The sequence below is a fragment of the Actinomycetospora sp. CA-053990 genome, from assembly GCF_050948445.1.
Classification (GTDB): domain Bacteria; phylum Actinomycetota; class Actinomycetes; order Mycobacteriales; family Pseudonocardiaceae; genus Actinomycetospora; species Actinomycetospora callitridis.
The window spans coordinates 3,202,269-3,221,382 of the sequence record NZ_CP192043.1; the positions used below are offsets into that span (position 1 = coordinate 3,202,269).

General features: G+C 75.0%; 19 protein-coding genes. 17 read left to right on the forward strand and 2 right to left on the reverse strand.

The window, feature by feature from the left end; genetic code table 11:
- The first annotated feature begins 5 nt into the window (after positions 1-5).
- The 7 genes from ruvX to aroB all read left to right on the forward strand — a co-directional run bounded on the left by ruvX (position 6) and on the right by aroB (position 6,639).
- Positions 6-455, forward strand: coding sequence for a Holliday junction resolvase RuvX (gene ruvX / locus ACQPYN_RS16540; protein WP_433024835.1), 450 nt, complete (start codon positions 6-8; stop codon positions 453-455).
- A complete protein-coding gene (locus ACQPYN_RS16545) occupies positions 452-2,047 on the forward strand; it encodes an endolytic transglycosylase MltG (RefSeq protein WP_433024838.1) in 1,596 nt (531 codons plus the stop codon). The genes ruvX and ACQPYN_RS16545 overlap by 4 nt, the downstream gene beginning before the upstream one ends.
- Positions 2,048-2,049: 2 nt before the next feature.
- Entirely contained in the window at positions 2,050-2,916 is an 867-nt protein-coding gene (locus ACQPYN_RS16550) for a shikimate dehydrogenase (RefSeq protein WP_433024841.1), read from the forward strand.
- Positions 2,917-3,153: 237 nt separating this feature from the next.
- Complete coding sequence (locus ACQPYN_RS16555) at positions 3,154-3,786, forward strand: prepilin peptidase (protein WP_433024844.1); 633 nt, start codon at positions 3,154-3,156, stop codon at positions 3,784-3,786.
- 27 nt (positions 3,787-3,813) lie between these two features.
- Positions 3,814-5,040: a chorismate synthase gene (gene aroC, locus ACQPYN_RS16560; RefSeq protein WP_433024847.1), complete on the forward strand. Its 1,227-nt coding sequence runs from the start codon at positions 3,814-3,816 to the stop codon at positions 5,038-5,040.
- Complete coding sequence (locus tag ACQPYN_RS16565) at positions 5,037-5,564, forward strand: shikimate kinase (protein ID WP_433024850.1); 528 nt, start codon at positions 5,037-5,039, stop codon at positions 5,562-5,564. Before aroC ends, ACQPYN_RS16565 begins: the two co-directional genes overlap by 4 nt.
- The gene (gene aroB / locus ACQPYN_RS16570; protein ID WP_433024852.1) at positions 5,554-6,639 is read left to right on the forward strand and encodes a 3-dehydroquinate synthase; all 1,086 of its coding nucleotides are present in this window, start codon (positions 5,554-5,556) and stop codon (positions 6,637-6,639) included. The genes ACQPYN_RS16565 and aroB overlap by 11 nt, the downstream gene beginning before the upstream one ends.
- Before the next feature lie 28 nt (positions 6,640-6,667).
- Here the strand turns inward: aroB and ACQPYN_RS16575 are convergent, their stop codons facing one another.
- Positions 6,668-7,042 (reverse strand): hypothetical protein, encoded by a 375-nt coding sequence (locus ACQPYN_RS16575; RefSeq protein WP_433024855.1) that lies wholly within the window; start codon positions 7,040-7,042, stop codon positions 6,668-6,670.
- Between the two features lie 231 nt (positions 7,043-7,273).
- Here ACQPYN_RS16575 and ACQPYN_RS16580 point away from each other — a divergent pair, with 231 nt between their 5' ends.
- From ACQPYN_RS16580 to nusB, 4 genes are all read left to right on the forward strand, one after another.
- Entirely contained in the window at positions 7,274-7,570 is a 297-nt protein-coding gene (locus tag ACQPYN_RS16580; protein ID WP_433024857.1) for a hypothetical protein, read from the forward strand.
- A 131-nt stretch (positions 7,571-7,701) separates the two neighbouring features.
- A complete protein-coding gene (locus ACQPYN_RS16585; protein ID WP_433024860.1) occupies positions 7,702-8,841 on the forward strand; it encodes a M24 family metallopeptidase in 1,140 nt (379 codons plus the stop codon).
- Between the two features lie 14 nt (positions 8,842-8,855).
- Positions 8,856-9,419, forward strand: coding sequence for an elongation factor P (gene efp, locus ACQPYN_RS16590; protein ID WP_274194964.1), 564 nt, complete (start codon positions 8,856-8,858; stop codon positions 9,417-9,419).
- Between the two features lies 1 nt (position 9,420).
- On the forward strand, positions 9,421-9,951 hold the full coding sequence (gene nusB, locus ACQPYN_RS16595) for a transcription antitermination factor NusB (protein ID WP_433024863.1): 531 nt from the start codon (positions 9,421-9,423) through the stop codon (positions 9,949-9,951).
- A gap of 7 nt (positions 9,952-9,958) precedes the next feature.
- Here nusB and bldD read toward each other — a convergent pair whose 3' ends face one another.
- Entirely contained in the window at positions 9,959-10,453 is a 495-nt protein-coding gene (gene bldD, locus ACQPYN_RS16600; RefSeq protein WP_274186731.1) for a transcriptional regulator BldD, read from the reverse strand.
- A gap of 315 nt (positions 10,454-10,768) precedes the next feature.
- Here bldD and pyrR point away from each other — a divergent pair, with 315 nt between their 5' ends.
- From pyrR to pyrF, 6 genes are read left to right on the forward strand one after another with little or no spacing between them, the layout of a single operon-like run.
- A complete protein-coding gene (pyrR, locus tag ACQPYN_RS16605) occupies positions 10,769-11,353 on the forward strand; it encodes a bifunctional pyr operon transcriptional regulator/uracil phosphoribosyltransferase PyrR (protein WP_274194962.1) in 585 nt (194 codons plus the stop codon).
- Positions 11,354-11,406: 53 nt separating this feature from the next.
- On the forward strand, positions 11,407-12,366 hold the full coding sequence (locus ACQPYN_RS16610) for an aspartate carbamoyltransferase catalytic subunit (protein ID WP_433038916.1): 960 nt from the start codon (positions 11,407-11,409) through the stop codon (positions 12,364-12,366).
- Positions 12,363-13,655 carry a dihydroorotase gene (locus ACQPYN_RS16615; protein ID WP_433024867.1) on the forward strand — a complete coding sequence of 431 codons (1,293 nt, stop codon included), beginning with the start codon at positions 12,363-12,365 and terminating at the stop codon, positions 13,653-13,655. The genes ACQPYN_RS16610 and ACQPYN_RS16615 overlap by 4 nt, the downstream gene beginning before the upstream one ends.
- Positions 13,652-14,797 (forward strand): glutamine-hydrolyzing carbamoyl-phosphate synthase small subunit, encoded by a 1,146-nt coding sequence (gene carA, locus ACQPYN_RS16620; protein WP_433024870.1) that lies wholly within the window; start codon positions 13,652-13,654, stop codon positions 14,795-14,797. Before ACQPYN_RS16615 ends, carA begins: the two co-directional genes overlap by 4 nt.
- Positions 14,797-18,180 carry a carbamoyl-phosphate synthase large subunit gene (carB, locus tag ACQPYN_RS16625; RefSeq protein ID WP_433024873.1) on the forward strand — a complete coding sequence of 1,128 codons (3,384 nt, stop codon included), beginning with the start codon at positions 14,797-14,799 and terminating at the stop codon, positions 18,178-18,180. The genes carA and carB overlap by 1 nt, the downstream gene beginning before the upstream one ends.
- A complete protein-coding gene (gene pyrF, locus ACQPYN_RS16630) occupies positions 18,177-19,085 on the forward strand; it encodes an orotidine-5'-phosphate decarboxylase (RefSeq protein WP_433024876.1) in 909 nt (302 codons plus the stop codon). The genes carB and pyrF overlap by 4 nt, the downstream gene beginning before the upstream one ends.
- Positions 19,086-19,114: the final 29 nt, after the last annotated feature.

Below are 19,114 nucleotides of genomic sequence, written 5' to 3' on the forward strand. Positions count from 1 at the left end.
TCGGCGTGGACGTCGGCAGCGTGCGCGTGGGCGTCGCCCTGTCCGATCCCGGCGGGGTGCTCGCGACACCGCTCGTTACCCTCGATCACGATGAATCGGCCGGCGCCGACCTGGCCCGGCTGGTGGCGCTCGTCGACGAGCACGAGGTGGTCGAGGTGGTCGTGGGGCTTCCCCGCACGCTGGCCGGACGTGAGGGTCCGGCCGCGCAGAAGGCCCAGGACTACGCGACGGCCCTGCGCGGGCGCCTGTCCGCGGCGGGGCGCGACGTCCCGGTCGTGCTGTCCGACGAGCGCCTGACCACCGTCACCGCCATGCGCACGCTCTCGGACCGGGGCGTGAAGGGCCGCAAGCAGCGCAAGGTGATCGACCAGGCCGCGGCCGTCGGCATCCTGCAGGGCTACCTCGACGCCCGCCGCGCGCGTCCCGCCGGCGGCGCGACCGCGGAGGACACGTGACCGGACGTCACGGTCGGCCGGACGCGCCGGAGAACGGGACGCCGTCCGGGCGCCGGATCGTGAAGATGTCGGCGACCACCCAGCGGCCGGGGGTGCGTGCCGGCCGTCCCGTCGCCGGGCGCGGGCAGACATCGGGCCGCCCGGTCGTCGCGCGGCCTGTCGACCACGGGGATGCCGAGACCGAACGTCACTACGCCTCGGCGTGGCTGCGCCCGGAGCAGATCGCACGCGACGCGGCCGACGCCGACGCCGAGACCGACGTCGCGGGGACCGCGTTCGGTGCGTACGGATCCGACCGTGGGCCCGACCGTCGCGACCAGGACCGGCGCGACCAGGACCGGGGCGACCCGGAACCCGAGCCGGAGCCGGCCGAGCCCGAGGCGGACCCCGGCTGGCTCCTCGGCGACGAACCGCCCGCCCCGGGGGGCGACGCCCTCACCGAGGCCCTGCCCCAGGGGCGCGAGGAGCGACCCCGCCGACGCCTCCTGTGGCCGGGGATCGCGGTGCTGCTGGTCGTCGTCCTCGCCGGCGGCGTGTTCTTCGCGCGCGACCTGCTCCCGATCGTCTTCCCGCCCGACTACGACGGCCCCGGCACCGGCCGGGTCGTCGTCGAGGTGTCGGGCGGCTCGTCCACCCGCGAGATCGGCGAGCAGCTCGTCGCCGAGGACGTGGTGGCCTCGGCCCGGTCGTTCGGCGACGCCGCGGAGGACAACCCGAACGGCCGGGGCATCCAGCCCGGCTTCTACGAGCTGCGCCGCCAGATGTCGTCGGCCGGCGCGGTCGAGGCCCTGCTCGACCCGGCCACCCGGGTCGGCCGCCTGGAGATCCGCAGCGGGGTGCAGCTCGACGACACCGTCGGCGCGGGCGACTCCACGGTGCCCGGCGTCCTGTCGCTGATCTCGCGGGCCACCTGCACCGTCGACGACGCCGGCGCCGAGCGCTGCGCGTCCGTGGCGGACCTGCGCGCCGCCATGGCCGACACCGACCCTGCGGAGCTCGGTGTGCCGTCGTGGGCGCTCGACGGCGTGCGGCGCGCCGAGCCGGCCCGCCGGCTGGAGGGTCTGCTCGCCCCCGGCACCGTCGACCTCGCGCCGGGCATCGGCGCCCGGGAGGCGCTGGAGCAGGTGGTGCGTGCGTCGGTGCCGCGGCTCGAGGCCACCGGTCTCGTGCAGGAGGCCGAGGCGCGCGGGGTGCCGCCGTACGACGCGCTGATCGTCGCGTCGCTCGCCGAGCGGGAGGGCGTCGCGGCCGACTTCGGGAAGGTCGCGCAGGTCATCTACAACCGGCTGGCGGTCCCGATGCGCCTCCAGTTCGACTCGACGGTGAACTATCCCCTCGACCGTCAGACGCTCCTGACCAGCCCGTTCGACCGCGCGCGGCCCGGTCCGTACAACACGTACCTCAACCTCGGGTTGACCCCGACCCCCATCGGCGCCGTGAGCCCGGAGGCCCTCGCCGCCGCGCTCGAGCCGACGCCGGGGCCGTGGGTGTACTTCGTGAAGTGCCAGACCGACGGCATCTCCTGCTTCGCGGTCGCCCCCGAGGAGCACGACGCCAACCGCCGCCTCGCCCAAGAGCGCGGGGTCTACTGACCGTGCGCGCCGCACTCCTGGGATCGCCGGTGGCGCACTCCCGCTCCCCGGTCCTGCACCGCGCCGCCTACGCCGCGCTGGGACTCGACGACTGGACCTACGAGGCCGTCGAGTGCACCGCCGAGGAGCTGCCCGGCTGGGTCGCGGCCCGCGACGCGTCGTGGGCGGGCCTGTCGGTGACGATGCCCGGCAAACGCGCGGCTCTCGAGCTGGCGTCGAGCGTGACCCCCCGGGCCCGGCGGGTCGGGGCGGCCAACACGCTGGTACCGCGGGACGGCGGCTGGTTCGCGGACTGCACGGACGTCGACGGCATCGCCGGCGCCCTGCGCGCGGCACAGCTCCGGGACTTCCCGAGCATCGCCGCGGGCATCGCGGACGTGGTCGTCCTGGGCAGCGGGGCCACGGCGTGCGCCGCGATCGCCGGCGTCTTCGAGGTCGGCAGCGAGTCGGTGACGCTGGTGGTGCGCGACGTCGCCCGGGCGGCCGGCACCCTCGCGGTAGCCCGCGCCCACGGCTTCCACCGCCGCCCCGTCACCTGGGACGACCTCGACGTGGGCCACCTGGTCACCGCCAAGTCGTTGATCAACACCACCCCGGCCGACGCCCTCGGGCCCGGGCTGGCCGAGCGCATCGTCGCGGCGCTGCCCCCGTGGTCGGTGGTCCTCGACGCGGTCTACCACCCCTGGCCGACACCCCTGGCCGCGGCCGCCGCGGCCCGGGGCCTGCCCGTCGCCACGGGCCTCGACATGCTCCTGCACCAGGCGTTCGGCCAGGTCGAGCAGTTCACGGGCCGGCCCGCGCCGCGCGAGGCGATGCACGAGGCCCTCGCCGCCACCACCGACGTCACCCTCCTGCCCCTGCCGGGGTGAGCACGCGTCGGTGTCAGCTTGGGGGCCATGCTCGCGTCAGACGTCAGGAAATCCCCCATCGCGGCGGGACCTGATCTGTTCCGGGCGGGATGCTTCGGAAACCGAAGCGTTCGCCGCGCTGCGGACGGGCCTCGACCCTGCCCGCTGCTCCGTCCGCCGTCCCCATCGTCCGGAGATGTCCACAGGTCCTGAGACGGCGCGTGACGGGGGTGAACGGGCTGGCTCAGGCTCGACGGCGTGGTCATCGGAACGGTCCTCGCTGCGGTTCTCATTGCGGTCGTCGTCGCCGGGTCGGCGGGCGGGCTCGCCGCGGTGGGCGTGCGGGCCCTGCTCGCACGGATGCGTCGCGGCGTGCTCGTCCCGGTCCTGCCGACCGCCGGGGCGCTGGCCGTGCTCTGGGCCGTGCCGGCGGCAGTCGTGGCCGCCGGTCTCGTGCCCGCGACCTGGCTCCCGGCGTGGCTGGTCCTCGGCGTGCTCGTCGTCGCCGGCAGCGCCACCGACCTCGTCGCCCGGCGCCTCCCGGACGCCGTGACGGTGCCGGGCGCGGTGCTCGGCCTCGCCGCCCTGGTCCCGCTCGGCACCGGGCACCTCGTCTCCGGCCTCCTGGGAGCCGCCGTCCTCGGCGGGGCGTTCGCCGCGGTGCACCTCGCCGCGCCGGGCGCGCTGGGGGCGGGGGACGTCAAGCTGGCTCCCGCGCTCGGCGCGCCGCTGGCCGCCGCGTCGTGGGGCGGGCTGGTGGCGGCCCCGGTGCTCGCCGCCGTCGGGGTCCTCGTCCTCGTGCTCGCGGGTGGTGCGCGCCGCGTCCCGTACGGCCCGCCGCTGCTCGCGGCGACGTGGCTCACCCTCGTCGCGACCGTGATCGCCCGATGACCGTCGGCGACGTGAAACGATGGGCCCGTGTTGCGGTGGCTGACGGCGGGAGAGTCGCACGGAGCGGCGCTCACGGCCGTGCTCGAGGGCATGGTCGCGGGCGTCTCGGTGAGCTCGAAGGAGGTGTCGGCCGAGCTCGCCCGGCGGCGTCTCGGCTACGGCCGTGGCGCGCGGATGAGCTTCGAGGCCGACGAGATCGAGCTCTCGGGGGGCCTGCGGCACGGCCTGACGATGGGCGGCCCGGTCGCCATCCGCATCGCCAACAGCGAGTGGCCGAAGTGGGAGACGGTGATGTCCGCCGACCCCGTCGACCCGGTGCTGCTGGAGGGCCGCGCGCGCAACGCCCCGCTGACCCGTCCGCGTCCCGGCCACGCCGACCTCGCCGGCATGACGAAGTACGACTTCGACGAGGCCCGCCCGGTGCTCGAGCGCGCGAGCGCCCGCGAGACCGCCGCCAAGGTGGCCCTCGGCGCGGTCGCGAAGGCGTTCCTCGCGCAGGCCCTGGGCGTCGAGGTGCTCTCGCACGTGGTCAGCCTCGGGACCGCCGACGCGACGCCCGACGTGATCCCGAGGCCGGGCGACGGCGAGCGCATCGACGCGAGCCCGGTGCGCGCGGTGGACGAGGCCTCCACCGCACGGATGGTGGCCGAGGTCGACGCCGCGAAGGAGGACGGCGACACGCTCGGCGGGGTGGTCGAGGTCGTCGCCCACGGGCTGCCCGTGGGTCTCGGGTCCTACGTCCAGGCCGACCGCCGACTCGACGCCCGCCTCGCCGCGGCCCTCATGGGCATCCAGGCGATGAAGGGCGTGGAGATCGGCGACGGGTTCACCACCGCGCGCCGCCGCGGGTCCGCGGCGCACGACGAGATCCTCCACGGTTCCCACGACACGGGCGTCGCCCGGTTCACCAACCGTGCCGGCGGCATCGAGGGCGGCATGACCAACGGCGAGCCCCTGCGGGCCCGCGTGGCCATGAAGCCGATCTCCACCGTGCCCAAGGCCCTGCGCACCGTCGACGTGGTCACCGGCGAGGGCACCACGGCGCACCACCAGCGCTCCGACGTCTGTGCCGTGCCGGCGGCCGGCGTGGTGGCCGAGGCCCTGGTCGCGCTCGTGCTCGCCGAGGCGGCGCTGGAGAAGTTCGGCGGGGACTCGCTGCGCGAGACCGCCCGCAACGCCTCGGCCTACCTCGCGGCGATCGACCCGCGTCGCCACGTCGACACCGGGGACGTCGACGGCGCGGGCGTGCCGTGAGCCCGGTCGCGGTCCTCGTCGGGCCCCCCGGGTCGGGCAAGACGACCGTGGGGACGCTGCTGGCCGAGCGCCTGGGCGTGCCCTTCGCCGACAGCGACGCGCTGGTCGAGGCGACGGCGGGCCGGGCGATCAGCGACATCTTCCTCACCGACGGCGAGCCGGTGTTCCGCGCGCTCGAGCGCGACGCGGTGGCCGGGGCGCTGGCCGACCACGACGGCGTGCTGGCGCTCGGCGGGGGAGCGGTGATGACCGAGGCGGTCCGCGACCTGCTCGACGGGCACCCCGTGGTGTTCCTCGGCGTCGGGCTGGCCGTCGGGGTCCGCCGCGTCGGCCTGTCGACGGCGCGGCCCCTGCTCGCCGGGGTCAACCCCCGCGCGACGTTCTCCGCGCTGCTGCAGGAGCGCCTGCCGGTCTACCGCTCGGTGGCCCGCCACGAGGTCGCCACCGACAACGTGAGCCCCGACGACGTCGTCGACGCCGTCCTGGCGGCCCTGCGCGCGGAGGTGGGCGACGGTGCCCGCTGAGCAGGTCCTCGAGCGCCTCCACGTCGCGAGCGCCGCGCCGTACGACGTCGTCGTCGGCCGCGGGATCACGGGCGCGGTCGCCGAGACCCTCGCCGGCACCGCGACCGTCGTCGTCTGCCACCAGCCCGCCGTCGCGGGCGTGGCCGGCGCCGTGCGCGGCGCCCTGGAGGCCGCGGGCACGCGCACCCACCTGCTCGCCCTGCCCGACAGCGAGGACGGCAAGGACCTCGCCACCGCCGGCGCCTGCTGGGAGGAGCTCGGCCGCCTCGGGGTCACGCGTTCCGACGCCCTCGTGGCGGTGGGCGGCGGCGCGGCGACCGACCTCGCCGGCTTCGTCGCCGCCGCCTGGATGCGCGGCGTGCGGATCGTCCACGTGCCGACGACCCTGCTCGCAATGGTCGACGCCGCGGTCGGCGGCAAGACCGGCATCAACACCGGGGCAGGCAAGAACCTCGTCGGCGCCTTCCACGAGCCCACCGCGGTGATCGCCGACCTCGACACCCTCGCCACCGTCAGCCGTCCCGAGCTCGCGGCGGGCCTCGCCGAGGTGATCAAGACCGGGTTCATCGCCGACCCGCGGATCCTCGAGCTCGTCGAGGCCGACCCCGAGGCGGCGCTGGACCCCGCGGGCGACGTGCTCGGCGAGCTCGTCGTCCGCTCGATCCGGGTGAAGGGCGACGTGGTGGCCGCGGACCTGCGCGAGTCCCACCTGCGCGAGATCCTCAACTACGGCCACACCCTCGGCCACGCCGTCGAGCGCCGCGAGCGGTACCGCTGGCGCCACGGCGAGGCGGTGTCGATCGGGCTGGTCTTCGCCGCCGAGCTGGCCCGCCGCGTCGGGCGCCTCGACGACGCGACGGCCGACCGGCACGCCACCACGCTCGCGTCCGTCGGGCTGCCGGTGACCTACCCGGCGGCCGCCTTCGACGAGCTCGCCGACACCATGCGCCTGGACAAGAAGTCCCGCGGCGCCCTGCTGCGCTTCGTCGTGCTCGACGGGCTGGCGCAGCCCGGGCGCCTCGAGGGCCCCGACCCGGCCGACCTCGCGGCGGCCTACGCGGCCCTGGCGAGCTGAGCCCCCAGAGCCTCGCTGGCCGGGCCGCTCAGGACTTCGGGCGGCGCAGCCCGAACTTGCGGCGCGAGGGCTGCTCCGGCGCGGGCTCCTGGTCCGGCACGGCCGCCTGGCTGCCGGTGTCGTCGAGCGGGCCGCCCGGCATCGGGAAGGCGGGCAGGACCGCGACGACCGGCGGCTCGAGCGACTCGGGGGCGTCGGACGTGGGCCGCTCGCGGGCGGGTGTGCTCGCCTCGGCCCCGAACGGCGAGGAGACCGGCTCGGCGGGACGGGCGGTGGTGCGCACCGTCGACACCCGCCGCTCGCCCGCCAGGCGGGGCGCCTCGGGCATGCGGTCGCGCTCGGCGAGCTCCGGGCCGGCAGCGGCGGGCACGCGCTCGGGCGAGCGGCGTCCCGGGGTGCGCACGCCGGGGACGGACGGTCCGGGCGCCGCGCGGGGGAGGGCGTGACGCCGACCCGGGCCGCGGCACGCGCTGCGGCCGCCGCCCGGTCGTCGCCGGCGCCACCGTGGCGCTCGAGACCGGCCTGCCGCGCGACCTCGTCGTCGTCGGCGTCGAGCATCGGGTCGTCGGCGCCCTCGCCGTGGCGGCGCATCGAGAGCCAGCCCAGGCGCGACCCGATGAACACCGCGGCGAGGATGAGCAGCGCGGTGAACGAGGCGCGCCCGACGAGCGCGGCCTGGAGGTCGGCGACGCCGGTGTCGTCCACGAAGGACGCGAGCAGGATCCAGCTCAGCAGCCCCGCCGCGGGCGCGGTGGCGAGCGCGGTGATGAACCACGTCCACTCCGGTGGGCGCCGGTCGAGGACGATCTCGGCCCCCACCCAGCCGATCACCACGGCGACGACGACCAGGAGCAGCACGATGCTCCACAGGCTCGACAGATCGGGGGCCGAGGACCGCAGGGCCACGAACAACGCCTCGGCGATGCCGTAGACCACGGTCAGCACGAGCGTTCGCAGCACCCAGGGATGCAGCCGGATCGATGCGGGGAGAGGAGCACGCCGATAGGGCACACCGACACCGTACGAGACCCCTGTCACCCGTCCTCACCTAGGCTGACGGGTGTGGAGCCCACCCGTCCCGAACGGGCGCCGGGCGGGCATGCCCGGCGCCGCGACGCGCTGCGTGACCTGCTGCGCGGGGCGGATCTCGACGCCCTGCTCGTCACCGACCTGGTCAACGTCCGCTACCTGACCGGCTTCACGGGCTCCAATGCCGCCGTGCTGGTCCACGCCGGCGACGACGCCGACCGGGGCGAGGACCGCACCGTCCTCGCCACCGACGGCCGCTACACCCAGCAGGCCGCGCACGAGACGCCCGACCTCCGGGTCCTCATCACCCGCGCGTGCGCCGCCGGACTCCTCGGCGCCGACGGCGAGCACGGCGCGGTCGGCTTCGACAGCGCCCACGTCACCGTCGACGGCCACGCCGAGCTGACGGCGGCGCTGACGGCGGGCGAGCTGCGGCGGGCCCCGGGTCTGGTCGAGACGCTGCGGGCGGTGAAGGACGCGGGCGAGGTCGACGCGCTGCGCCAGGCCTGCGCCGCCGCGGACGTCGCCCTCGCCGGGATGATCGCCGCCGGCGGCCTGCAGGCCGGGCGCACCGAGCGGGAGGTGGCCCGCGACCTCGAGGAGCGCATGCGCGAGGCGGGCGCCGAGGGCCCGTCGTTCGACACCATCGTCGCCGCCGGCGCCCACGCCGCGATCCCGCACCACCGGCCCACCGACGCGCCGCTGGCCGACGGCGACCTGCTGACCATGGACTTCGGCGCGCTCGTCGACGGCTACCACTCGGACATGACCCGCACCCTGATCGTCGGGACGCCCGGGGACTGGCAGCGCGACCTCCACGACCTCGTCGCGGAGGCCGCCGCCGCCGGGCGCGCCGCCCTCGCCCCCGGGGTCGCGACCCGCGACGTCGACGCCGCCGCGCGCGACGTCATCGCGGCCGCGGGGTTCGGCGAGCACTTCGTCCACGGCCTCGGGCACGGCGTCGGCCTCGTCATCCACGAGGCTCCGGCGGTGTCGTCGACCGCGACCGCTACCCTGGAGGCAGGGATGACGGTCACCGTCGAGCCGGGGGTCTACCTGGCCGGGCGGGGCGGGGTCCGGATCGAGGACACGCTCGTCGTCACCGACGACGGTGCCGCCGCCCTCACGCAGAGCCCCCGGGACCTGGTTCCCCTGTCCCGAGACGAACCGTAGGAGAGAGCGTCACCGTGGCGACCACGAACGACCTGAAGAACGGCCTCGTGCTGCGGATCGACGGCAACCTCTGGACCGTCACCGAGTTCCAGCACGTCAAGCCCGGCAAGGGCGGTGCCTTCGTCCGCACCACGCTGAAGAACGTCATGACCGGCAAGGTGGTCGACAAGACGTTCAACGCCGGCACCAAGGTCGAGACCGCCAACGTCGACCGCCGCGACATGACCTACCTCTACCGCGACGGCGCCGACTTCATCTTCATGGACGCCGCGGACTACGAGCAGATCCCGATCCCCGAGCAGACGGTCGGCGACCAGGCCCGGTTCCTCCTGGAGAACCAGGAGGTCCAGGTGTCGTTCAACGACGGCGCCCCGCTCTACATCGAGCTCCCGGCCTCGGTCGAGCTCGAGATCACCCAGACCGACCCCGGCCTGCAGGGCGACCGCTCCACGGGCGGCACCAAGCCCGCCACCGTCTCCACCGGTGCGGAGATCCAGGTCCCGCTGTTCCTGGAGACCGGCACGAAGGTCAAGGTGGACACCCGCGACGGGCGCTACCTGGGCCGCGTGAGCAGCTGAGGTGACCGCACCCCAGGCGCGGAAGGGCTCCCGGTCCAAGGCCCGGAAACGGGCGCTGGACATCCTGTTCGAGTCCGAGGCGCGCGGCGAGGACCCGCAGGAGGTGCTCGCCCGGCGCATCGCCGGTGCGGACGCCCCGCCGGTGTCGGAGTTCGCGCAGTCGCTGGTCGAGGGCGTGATCTCGCACCGCGACGGCATCGACGAGGTCATCGGGTCGTACGCGCGCGGGTGGACGATGGCCCGCATGCCCGCGGTCGATCGCATGATCCTGCGGATCGGGGTCTACGAGATCCTGCACTCCGACGACGTGCCCGACCCTGTCGCGATCGACGAGGCCATCGACCTCGCCCGCGAGCTGTCGACCGACGACTCGCCGCGGTTCGTCAACGGCGTGCTCGCCGGGGTGTCCTCGGGACGTCCCGGGACGGTCCCCCCGCCGAGCCCCGACCGCGTCGAGGTGCCCGCCGGGGTCGAGATCGCGCCGGCGGGGCAGGACGCCCCGCCCGCCGACGACGAGCCCACCAGCGGATAGTCCGTCGTCACTCGTCCAGGGCGCGCGCGATGCGGGCCTCGGGCGGGAGGACCCCCCAGTCGACGAGCTGGTCGGACAGCTCGCCCGGGCTCATGTCGTAGATGATCGCGAGCGAGCGCAGGTCCTCGTTGCGGATCGAGAGGACCTTGCCGTTGTAGTCGCCGCGCTGGCTCTGGATCGCCGCGGCGTAGCGCGCGAGCGGACCGGCCTTCTCGGCGGGCAGCTGCTGCAGGCGCTCGAGGTTGATGACGATCTTGGCCGCGGGCTCGGACCCGGAGGGCACGCGACCCTCGGGCAGGAGCTCAGCCACGGGCACGCCGTAGAAGTCGGCGAGCTCGGCGAGCTTCTGGACGGTCACCGCGCGGTCACCGCGCTCGTAGGAACCGACGACGACGGCCTTCCACCGTCCGCCGGACTTCTGCTCGACGCCGTGCAGGGACAGACCCTGCTGCTGGCGGATGCCCCGGAGCTTTGACCCCAGCGCCTTCGCGTAGTCACCCATCTGGCGGACACCCCGTCCTCTCGCGTCGCCCGGCTCGCCCCGCCCGTGCACCCAGCGAAGTCGATACGGAGAGTGATGATGCGCCTCAGGTCGTCACATGGTCAAGCCGGGATCTGACGGATCGTGGCCGGTGTGGCTCGTGGCACTCCGTCCGGACACGGACCACGGCGCGTAGTGCCGGGGCCGGGCCGTCCCGGTCCGGAGCGTCCCGTGGGCGGCACCGAGGGGCCCCGTCGTCGCTGATAGTGTTGGGAAACGTCCTGATCGACATCCTTTAAGAGCCGTCCTGCGAGGCGGAGAAGGAGGGTCACCCGCGTGCCGTCACGGCGCCGGGGCGAGCCCGGGTCGGGTGCAGCGGGTGCCGAGGGTGAGCGCGAGCTCCTCTCGGCGGCAGACCTCGCGCGCACCGTCGCCCGCGTCGCCCACGAAATCATCGAACGCAATGCCCCTGATGGCGCAACCGCCCGCGTCGTCCTGCTCGGTCTGCCGACCCGGGGCACCTTCCTCGCCCGCCGGCTCGCCGAGCGCATCGGCGAGATCACCGGGGCCACCGTGCCGACCGGCACCCTCGATCCCACGCTCTACCGCGACGACCTGCGCCTGCGTCCGACGCGCGCGCTCGCCGAGACGGAGATCCCGGCCGTCGGCATCGACGACGCGGTGGTGGTGCTGGTCGACGACGTCCTGTTCTCCGGGCGCACCGTGCGCGCCGCCCTCGACGCCCTGCGCGACCACGGCCGCCCGCGTGCGGTCCAGCTCGCCGTGCTCGTCGACCGCGGCCACCGCGAGCTGCCGATCCGCGCGGACTACGTCGGCAAGAACGTCCCGACCAACCGCACCGAGGACGTCGCGGTGCGCCTGGTCGAGGTCGACGGCGAGGACGGGGTGAGCCTGCGATGAGTGCGCCCACCACCGGTCCCTCGGCCACGGGCCCCGAGCCCACCGGCATCGGCCTGCGCCACCTGCTCTCCACCGACGGCCTGCGCCGCGAGCAGGCCCTGGCCCTGCTGGACACCGCCGCGAACATGGAGCAGGCGCTCACCGGCCGCACGGTGCGCAAGCTCCCCACGCTGCGCGGGCGCACCGTCGTCACGCTGTTCTACGAGAACTCCACCCGCACGCGCGTGTCCTTCGAGGTCGCGGGCAAGTGGATGAGCGCCGACACCATCAACGTCTCGGCCAGCGCGTCCTCGGTGAGCAAGGGCGAGTCCCTGCGCGACACGGCCTCCACGCTGGCCGCCGCGGGCACCGACTGCCTCGTCGTGCGACACCCCGCCTCCGGCGCCCCGCACCGCATCGCGGCCTGGCTCGACCACGTCGCGCACTCGCACCTGGGTGCGGAGGGTCACGTCGCGGTGGTCAACGCCGGCGACGGGACCCACGAGCACCCGACCCAGGCCCTGCTCGACGCGGCGACCCTCCGTGCCCGGCTCGGCCGGGTGGAGGGGGCGCACGTCGCCATCGTCGGCGACATCCTCCACAGCCGGGTGGCGCGCTCGAATGCGCATCTGCTGGCCACGCTCGGTGCGCGCGTCACGCTGGTGGCCCCGCCGACGCTGCTCCCGGTGGGTGTCGACGGCTGGCCGGTGGAGATCAGCCACGACCTGGACGGCGTCCTCGGCGGTGGCCCGGACGCGGTGATGATGCTGCGGGTGCAGGCCGAGCGGATGCACGGCGGGTTCTTCCCGTCGGCCCGCGAGTACGCGATCCGCTTCGGGCTCTCCGAGGCCCGCGCCGACCGGCTGCCCGACCACGCGGTCGTCCTGCACCCCGGGCCCGCGGTGCGCGGCATGGAGATCGCGAGCGCCGTGGCCGACTCGAGCCGCGCCGCGATCTCCGACCAGGTCACCGCCGGGGTGCACGTGCGGATGGCCGTGCTCTATCACCTGTTGGCCGGGGAGGACGTGGCGTGAGCACGATCAAGCTGAGGAACGCCCGCCCCTACGGCGAGGACCCCACCGACCTCTACGTGCGCGACGGGATGCTCGTCGAGAGCGTCGACGACCCCGACGAGACCGTCGACGCCGACGGCCTCGTCGCCCTGCCCGGGCTCGTCGACCTGCACACCCACCTGCGCGAGCCCGGGGGCGAGGAGGCCGAGACCGTCGACACCGGCTCCGCCGCCGCGGCGCTCGGGGGCTACACCGCGGTCTTCGCGATGCCGAACACCGACCCGGTGGCCGACTCCCCCGTGGTGGTCGAGCACGTCTGGCGCCGCGGCCGCGAGGTCGGGCTCGTCGACGTGCACCCGGTCGGTGCGGTCACCGTCGGCCTCGAGGGCAGCAAGCTCGCCGAGATGGGGATGATGGCCGCCTCCCCGGCGCGGGTGCGGATGTTCTCCGACGACGGCCGCTGCGTGAACGACCCGCTGATCATGCGCCGGGCCCTCGAGTACGCGCGGGCCCTGGGCTCCGTGGTCGCCCAGCACGCCGAGGACCACCGGCTCACCGTCGGGGCGCAGGCCCACGACGGACCGGTGGCGGCCCGTCTCGGGCTCGCGGGGTGGGACCCCACCGCCGAGGAGTCGATCGTCGCGCGCGACGTGATGCTCGCCTCGGCGGCGGGCGCACGCCTGCACGTCTGCCACCTCTCGACGGCCCGCTCGGCGGCGATCCTGCGATGGGCGCGGGAGTCGATGGACGGCGGCAACGGATTCCGCGTCTCGGCCGAGGTCACCCCCCACCACCTGCTGCTCACCGACGCGGCGGCCGAGGACTACGACCCGGTGCACAAGGTCAACCCGCCGCTGCGCCCGGTCGCCGACACCGAGGCCCTGCGCCGCGCGCTGGCCGACGGCACGGTCGACTGCGTGGCCACCGACCACGCTCCGCACGCCGTGGAGGCCAAGGACTGCGAGTGGTCCGCCGCCCGTCCAGGCATGCTGGGACTGCAGACCGCGCTGCCGGTGGTGGTGGCGACGATGGTCACCACCGGCCTGCTCGACTGGCGCGGCGTGGCGCGGGTGTGCAGCGAGGCCCCCGCGCGGATCGCCGGCATGCCCGACCAGGGGCGGCCGCTGGCGGTGGGGGAGCCCGCGAACCTGACGCTCGTCGACCCCGACGCCGCCTGGACGGTGCGGGGCGCGGCGCTGGCCAGCCGGGCGGACAACACCCCGTACGAGGGGATGGAGATGCCGGTCTCGGTGGTGCACACCATGCTGCGGGGCCGGTGGACGGTGCAGGACGGAAAGGTGCAGGAATGAGCCAGGCCGGCACGAGCCGGGAGGACGCGGTGCTCGTCCTCGAGGACGGCAGCATGCACCGCGGGGAGGCCTTCGGCGCCCGCGGCCGCTCGCTGGGCGAGGCGGTGTTCGCCACCGGGATGACCGGCTACCAGGAGACGCTGACCGACCCGAGCTACCACCGCCAGATCGTGGTGGCCACGGCGCCGCACATCGGCAACACCGGGTGGAACGACGAGGACGACGAGTCGGCCCACATCCAGGTCGCGGGCTACGTCGTCCGCGACCCGGCCCGCCGCCCGTCCAACTGGCGCTCGACGGCCGACCTCGGCGAGGAGCTCGCCCGCCAGGGCGTCGTCGGTCTCGCCGGGGTCGACACCCGCGCGATCACCCGCCGGCTGCGCGAGGCGGGCTCGATGCGTGCCGGCCTGTTCTCCGGCGACGCGCTGGCCGACCCCACCTCGATGCGCGCCGCGGTGCTGGACAGCCCCGGGATGGCCGGCGCCGATCTCGCCGGCGCGGTGAGCACCGGCGCGCCGTACACGGTCGCGGCCACGGGCACGACGCGTGCGCGGGTCGCGGCGCTCGACCTCGGGATCAAGGCCAACACGCCCCGGATGCTCGCCGAGCGCGGGATCGAGACGCGGGTGCTGCCGTCGTCGGCGTCGATCGAGGAGCTCCTCGACGATTCGCCCGACGGTGTCTTCCTCTCCAACGGTCCGGGCGACCCGGCCGCCGCCGCGCACGCCGTCGCCCTCACCGAGGAGGTGCTGCGCCGCGAGGTGCCGCTCTTCGGCATCTGCTTCGGCAACCAGATCCTCGCCCGCGCCCTGGGCCTCGGGACGTACAAGATGCGCTACGGGCACCGCGGGATCAACGTCCCGGTCGTCGACCACACCGACGGCACGGTGGCGATCACGAGCCAGAACCACGGCTTCGCCGTCGCCGGCACGCCGGGCGAGCGCGTCGACTCGCCGTTCGGGCGGGTGCACCTCAGCCACTCGTGCCCCAACGACGGCACCGTCGAGGGCCTGACCTGCGAGGGCGTCCCCGCCTTCAGCGTCCAGTACCACCCGGAGGCCGCGGCCGGTCCGCACGACGCGGCCGACCTCTTCGACCGTTTCGCGGACATGATGGGCCGGGACCAGGAGGGGAGGCGCTGATGCCGCGCCGCGAGGACATCCACCACGTCCTGGTCATCGGCTCCGGCCCGATCGTCATCGGCCAGGCCGCGGAGTTCGACTACTCCGGCACCCAGGCCTGCCGGGTGCTGCGCGAGGAGGGCCTGCGGGTCAGCCTCGTCAACTCGAACCCCGCGACGATCATGACCGACCCGGAGATCGCCGACGCCACCTACGTCGAGCCCATCACCGTCGAGTACCTCACCAAGGTCATCGAGGTGGAGCGCCCCGACGCGCTGCTGGCCACCCTGGGCGGCCAGACCGCGCTGAACGCCGCGATCGCCCTGCACGACGCGGGGGTGCTCGAGCGCTTCGGCGTCGAGCTGATCGGCGCGGACATCGACGCGATCCAGCGCGGCGAGGACCGGCTGAAGTTCAAGGACATCGTCCGGCGCCTCGGCGGCGACGTCCCCCGCAGCGAGGTCTGCCACTCGATGGCCGACGTGCGGGCCACCGTCGCCGAGGTCGGCCTCCCGGTGGTCATCCGGCCGAGCTTCACGATGGGCGGGCTCGGCTCGGGCCTCGCGTACACCCCCGAGGAGCTCGAGCGCCTCGCCGGCGCCGGCCTCGCGGCGAGCCCGGTGCACGAGGTGCTCATCGAGGAGTCGGTGCTCGGGTGGAAGGAGTACGAGCTCGAGCTCATGCGCGACGGCAAGGACAACGTCGTCGTCGTGTGCTCCATCGAGAACGTCGACCCGATGGGCGTGCACACCGGCGACTCGGTGACCGTCGCGCCGGCGATGACGCTGACCGACCGCGAGTACCAGGTCATGCGCGACACCGGTATCGAGGTGCTGCGCGCGGTGGGCGTCGAGACCGGCGGCTGCAACATCCAGTTCGCGGTGCACCCGACCACGGGCCGTCTCGTCGTCATCGAGATGAACCCGCGCGTCTCGCGCTCGAGCGCGCTGGCCTCGAAGGCCACCGGCTTCCCGATCGCCAAGATCGCCGCCCGCCTGGCCGTCGGCTACACCCTCGACGAGATCACCAACGACATCACGGGCGAGACGCCGGCGAGCTTCGAGCCGACGCTGGACTACGTCGTGGTCAAGGTGCCGCGGTTCGCGTTCGAGAAGTTCCCGGGCGCCGACCCGACGCTGACCACCACGATGAAGTCGGTCGGCGAGGCGATGGCGCTCGGCCGCAGCTTCCCGGAGGCCCTGAACAAGGCGCTGCGGTCGGCGGAGACCAAGGCCGGCGGGTTCTGGACGCTGCCGGACCCCGACGAGGACGTGAAGGAAGCCCTGCACCAGGCGTCGCTGCCGCGCGACGGGCGGCTCTACGCCGTCGAGCGCGCGCTGCGGCTCGGGGCGAGCGTCGAGGAGGTCACCGAGGCCTCGGGCATCGACGGGTGGTTCGTCGAGCAGATCGAGGGCCTCGTCGGGCTGCGCGCCGAGATCGCCGACGCGCCGGTGCTCGACGAGGCGCTGCTGCGCCGGGCCAAGCGCGCCGGGCTCTCGGACGCCCAGGTCGCGGCCGTGCGCCCGGAGCTCGCGGGGGAGACGGGCGTGCGCGCGCTGCGGCACCGCCTCGGCGTGCGCCCGGTCTACAAGACCGTCGACACCTGCGCCGCGGAGTTCGAGGCGCGCACCCCGTACCACTACTCCGCGTACGAGTCCGATCCCGCGGCCGAGACCGAGGTCGTGGCGCAGACCGACCGGCCCAAGGTCATCATCCTGGGCTCGGGGCCGAACCGGATCGGCCAGGGCATCGAGTTCGACTACTCCTGCGTGCACGCGGCGTTCGCGCTGCGGGCCGCCGGGTTCGAGACGGTGATGCTCAACTGCAACCCCGAGACCGTCTCCACCGACTACGACACCTCCGACCGCCTGTACTTCGAGCCCCTCACCGAGGAGGACGTGCTCGAGGTGGTGCACGCGGAGCAGGTATCGGGCCTCGGGGGACCGGGCTTGGTGGGCGTGGTCGTGCAGCTCGGCGGGCAGACGCCGCTGAAGCTCGCGGCGGGCCTCGAGGCCGCCGGGGTGCCGGTCGTCGGCACGCCGCCCGCGGCCATCGACCTCGCCGAGTCCCGCGGCGCGTTCGGGCGCGTGCTCGACGACGCGGGGCTCCCCGCCCCGCCGTACGGGATGGCCACCAGCTTCGACGGCGCCCGCGAGATCGCCGCCTCGATCGGCTACCCCGTGCTCGTGCGCCCGTCGTACGTGCTCGGCGGCCGGGGCATGGAGATCGTCTACGACGACGCCACCCTCGCCGACTACATCGCCCGCGCCACCGAGGTCACGCCCGACCACCCGGTGCTGGTGGACCGCTTCCTCGACGACGCCATCGAGATCGACGTCGACGCGATCTGCGACGCCGACGGCGAGGTCTACCTCGGCGGGGTCATGGAGCACATCGAGGAGGCCGGGGTGCACTCCGGCGACTCGTCGTGCGCGCTGCCGCCGATCACGCTCGGGGGCGCCGAGCTCGCGACCGTGCGGGAGTCGACCGTCGCCCTGGCCCGCCGGCTGGGGGTGCGCGGGCTGATGAACGTGCAGTACGCGCTCAAGGACGACGTGCTCTTCGTGCTCGAGGCGAACCCCCGGGCGTCGCGCACCGTCCCGTTCGTCTCCAAGGCCACGGGCGTGCCCCTCGCCGGGGCCGCCTCGCGGATCATGCTCGGCGCGACGATCGCCGGCCTCCGCGAGGAGGGCCTCCTGCCCGCGGTCGGCGACGGCACCGACCTGCCCCGCGAGCACCCCGTCGCGGTGAAGGAGGCGGTCCTGCCCTTCCACCGGTTCCGCCGTCCCGACGGCCGTGGCGTCGACTCCCTGCTCGGCCCGGAGATGAAGTCCACCGGTGAGGTCATGGGCATCGACCGCGCCTTCTCCACCGCGTTCGCCAAGGCGCAGGCCGCGGCCGCCGGGCCGCTGCCCGTGTCGGGCCACGTGTTCGTCTCGGTCGCGAACCGCGACAAGCGCTCGCTGATCTTCCCGGTGAAGCGCCTCGCCGACCTCGGCTTCGCGATCCTCGCGACGGCCGGCACGGCGAGCGTCCTGGAGCGCAACGGCATCCCGTGCGAGGTCGTGCGCAAGCACTTCGAGGGCGGCGAGGGCCTGCCGACGATCGTCGACCGGATCCTCGCCGGGGAGGTCGACCTGGTGGTCAACACCCCGGTCGGCCACTCCGGGCCCCGCATCGACGGCTACGAGATCCGCGCCGCCTGCCTCGACGTCGGCGTCCCGTGCGTCACCACCGTCCAGGGCGCCGCGGCGGCCGTGCAGGCCGTCGAGGCGGCCATCGCCGGCGAGGTCGGGGTGACGTCGCTCCAGGTCCTGCACGCCCGCCTCGCCGAGGCGCGCGCACGGGACGCGGCGACCCTCACGGTCGAGGTGCCCCAGCCCGCGGGGGTGGCCGGCTCGTGAGCCCGAGCCCCGTGAGCCGGGCCCCGTTCCGCCACCGGCTGCGCGAGGCGGTCGCGGCCCACGGCCCGCTCTGCGTCGGGATCGACCCGCACCCCGGCCTGCTGTCGGCCTGGCGCCTGGACGCCGACGCCGCCGGGGTGGAGCGGTTCTCCCGGGGCGTGGTCGAGGCGCTCGCCGGGCACGTGGCGCTGCTCAAGCCCCAGGTGGCGCTCTACGAGGTGTACGGCGCGGCCGGGCTCGCGGCCCTCGAGCGCACGCTGGCCGACGCCCGGGAGGCCGGCGTCCTGACCGTGGCCGACGCCAAGCGCGGCGACATCGGCTCGACGATGGCCGGCTACGCCCGGGCCTGGCTGGCCGACGACGCCCCGCTCGCCGCCGACGCCCTCACGCTCTCGCCCTACCTCGGCGTCGGCTCCCTCGGCCCGGCCCTGGACCTCGCGGTGGCCACCGGGCGCGGGGTGTTCGTGCTCGCCCGGACGTCCAACCCGGAGGCCGCGGGCGTCCAGTCCGCCCAGGCGTGGGTCGCGGGGTCGGGTGGGGCTCCGAGGGGGATGCGTGAGGTCGCCCAGTCGGTGATCGACGCCCTCGCCGACCACAACGCGGCGCACCGTGACGGCCCCGGGGACGGGTCGGCCGGTGCGGTCGTCGGGCTGACGCGGGGCACCACCGGCCGCGACCACGGGCTCGACCTGTCGGCCCTCGACGGCCCCGTCCTCGTCCCGGGCCTGGGCGCGCAGGGTGGCACGCCCGCCGACGTGGCGACCGCGTTCGGCGCGCCCGACGCGCTCGGCGGCGGCACCGGACCGGTCGTGCCCGTCAGCGCCCGGGAGGTCCTCACCGCCGGCCCCGACCTCGGAGCGCTGAGAGCCGCGGTCGGAGCGCTGAACGGGTCACTGACTGGGTAGCCCGGCCGTGTGACGCCGTTGACCGGACG

Bases quoted from the DNA above. Each gene is read 5' to 3' on its own strand.
- carB (WP_433024873.1), top strand. From the start codon at position 14,797: ATGCCGCGCCGCGAGGACATCCACCACGTCCTGGTCATCGGCTCCGGC.
- carA (WP_433024870.1), top strand. From the start codon at position 13,652: ATGAGCCAGGCCGGCACGAGCCGGGAGGACGCGGTGCTCGTCCTCGAG.
- bldD (WP_274186731.1), bottom strand. From the start codon at position 10,453: ATGGGTGACTACGCGAAGGCGCTGGGGTCAAAGCTCCGGGGCATCCGC.
- ACQPYN_RS16580 (WP_433024857.1), top strand. From the start codon at position 7,274: ATGAGCAGCGCGGTGAACGAGGCGCGCCCGACGAGCGCGGCCTGGAGG.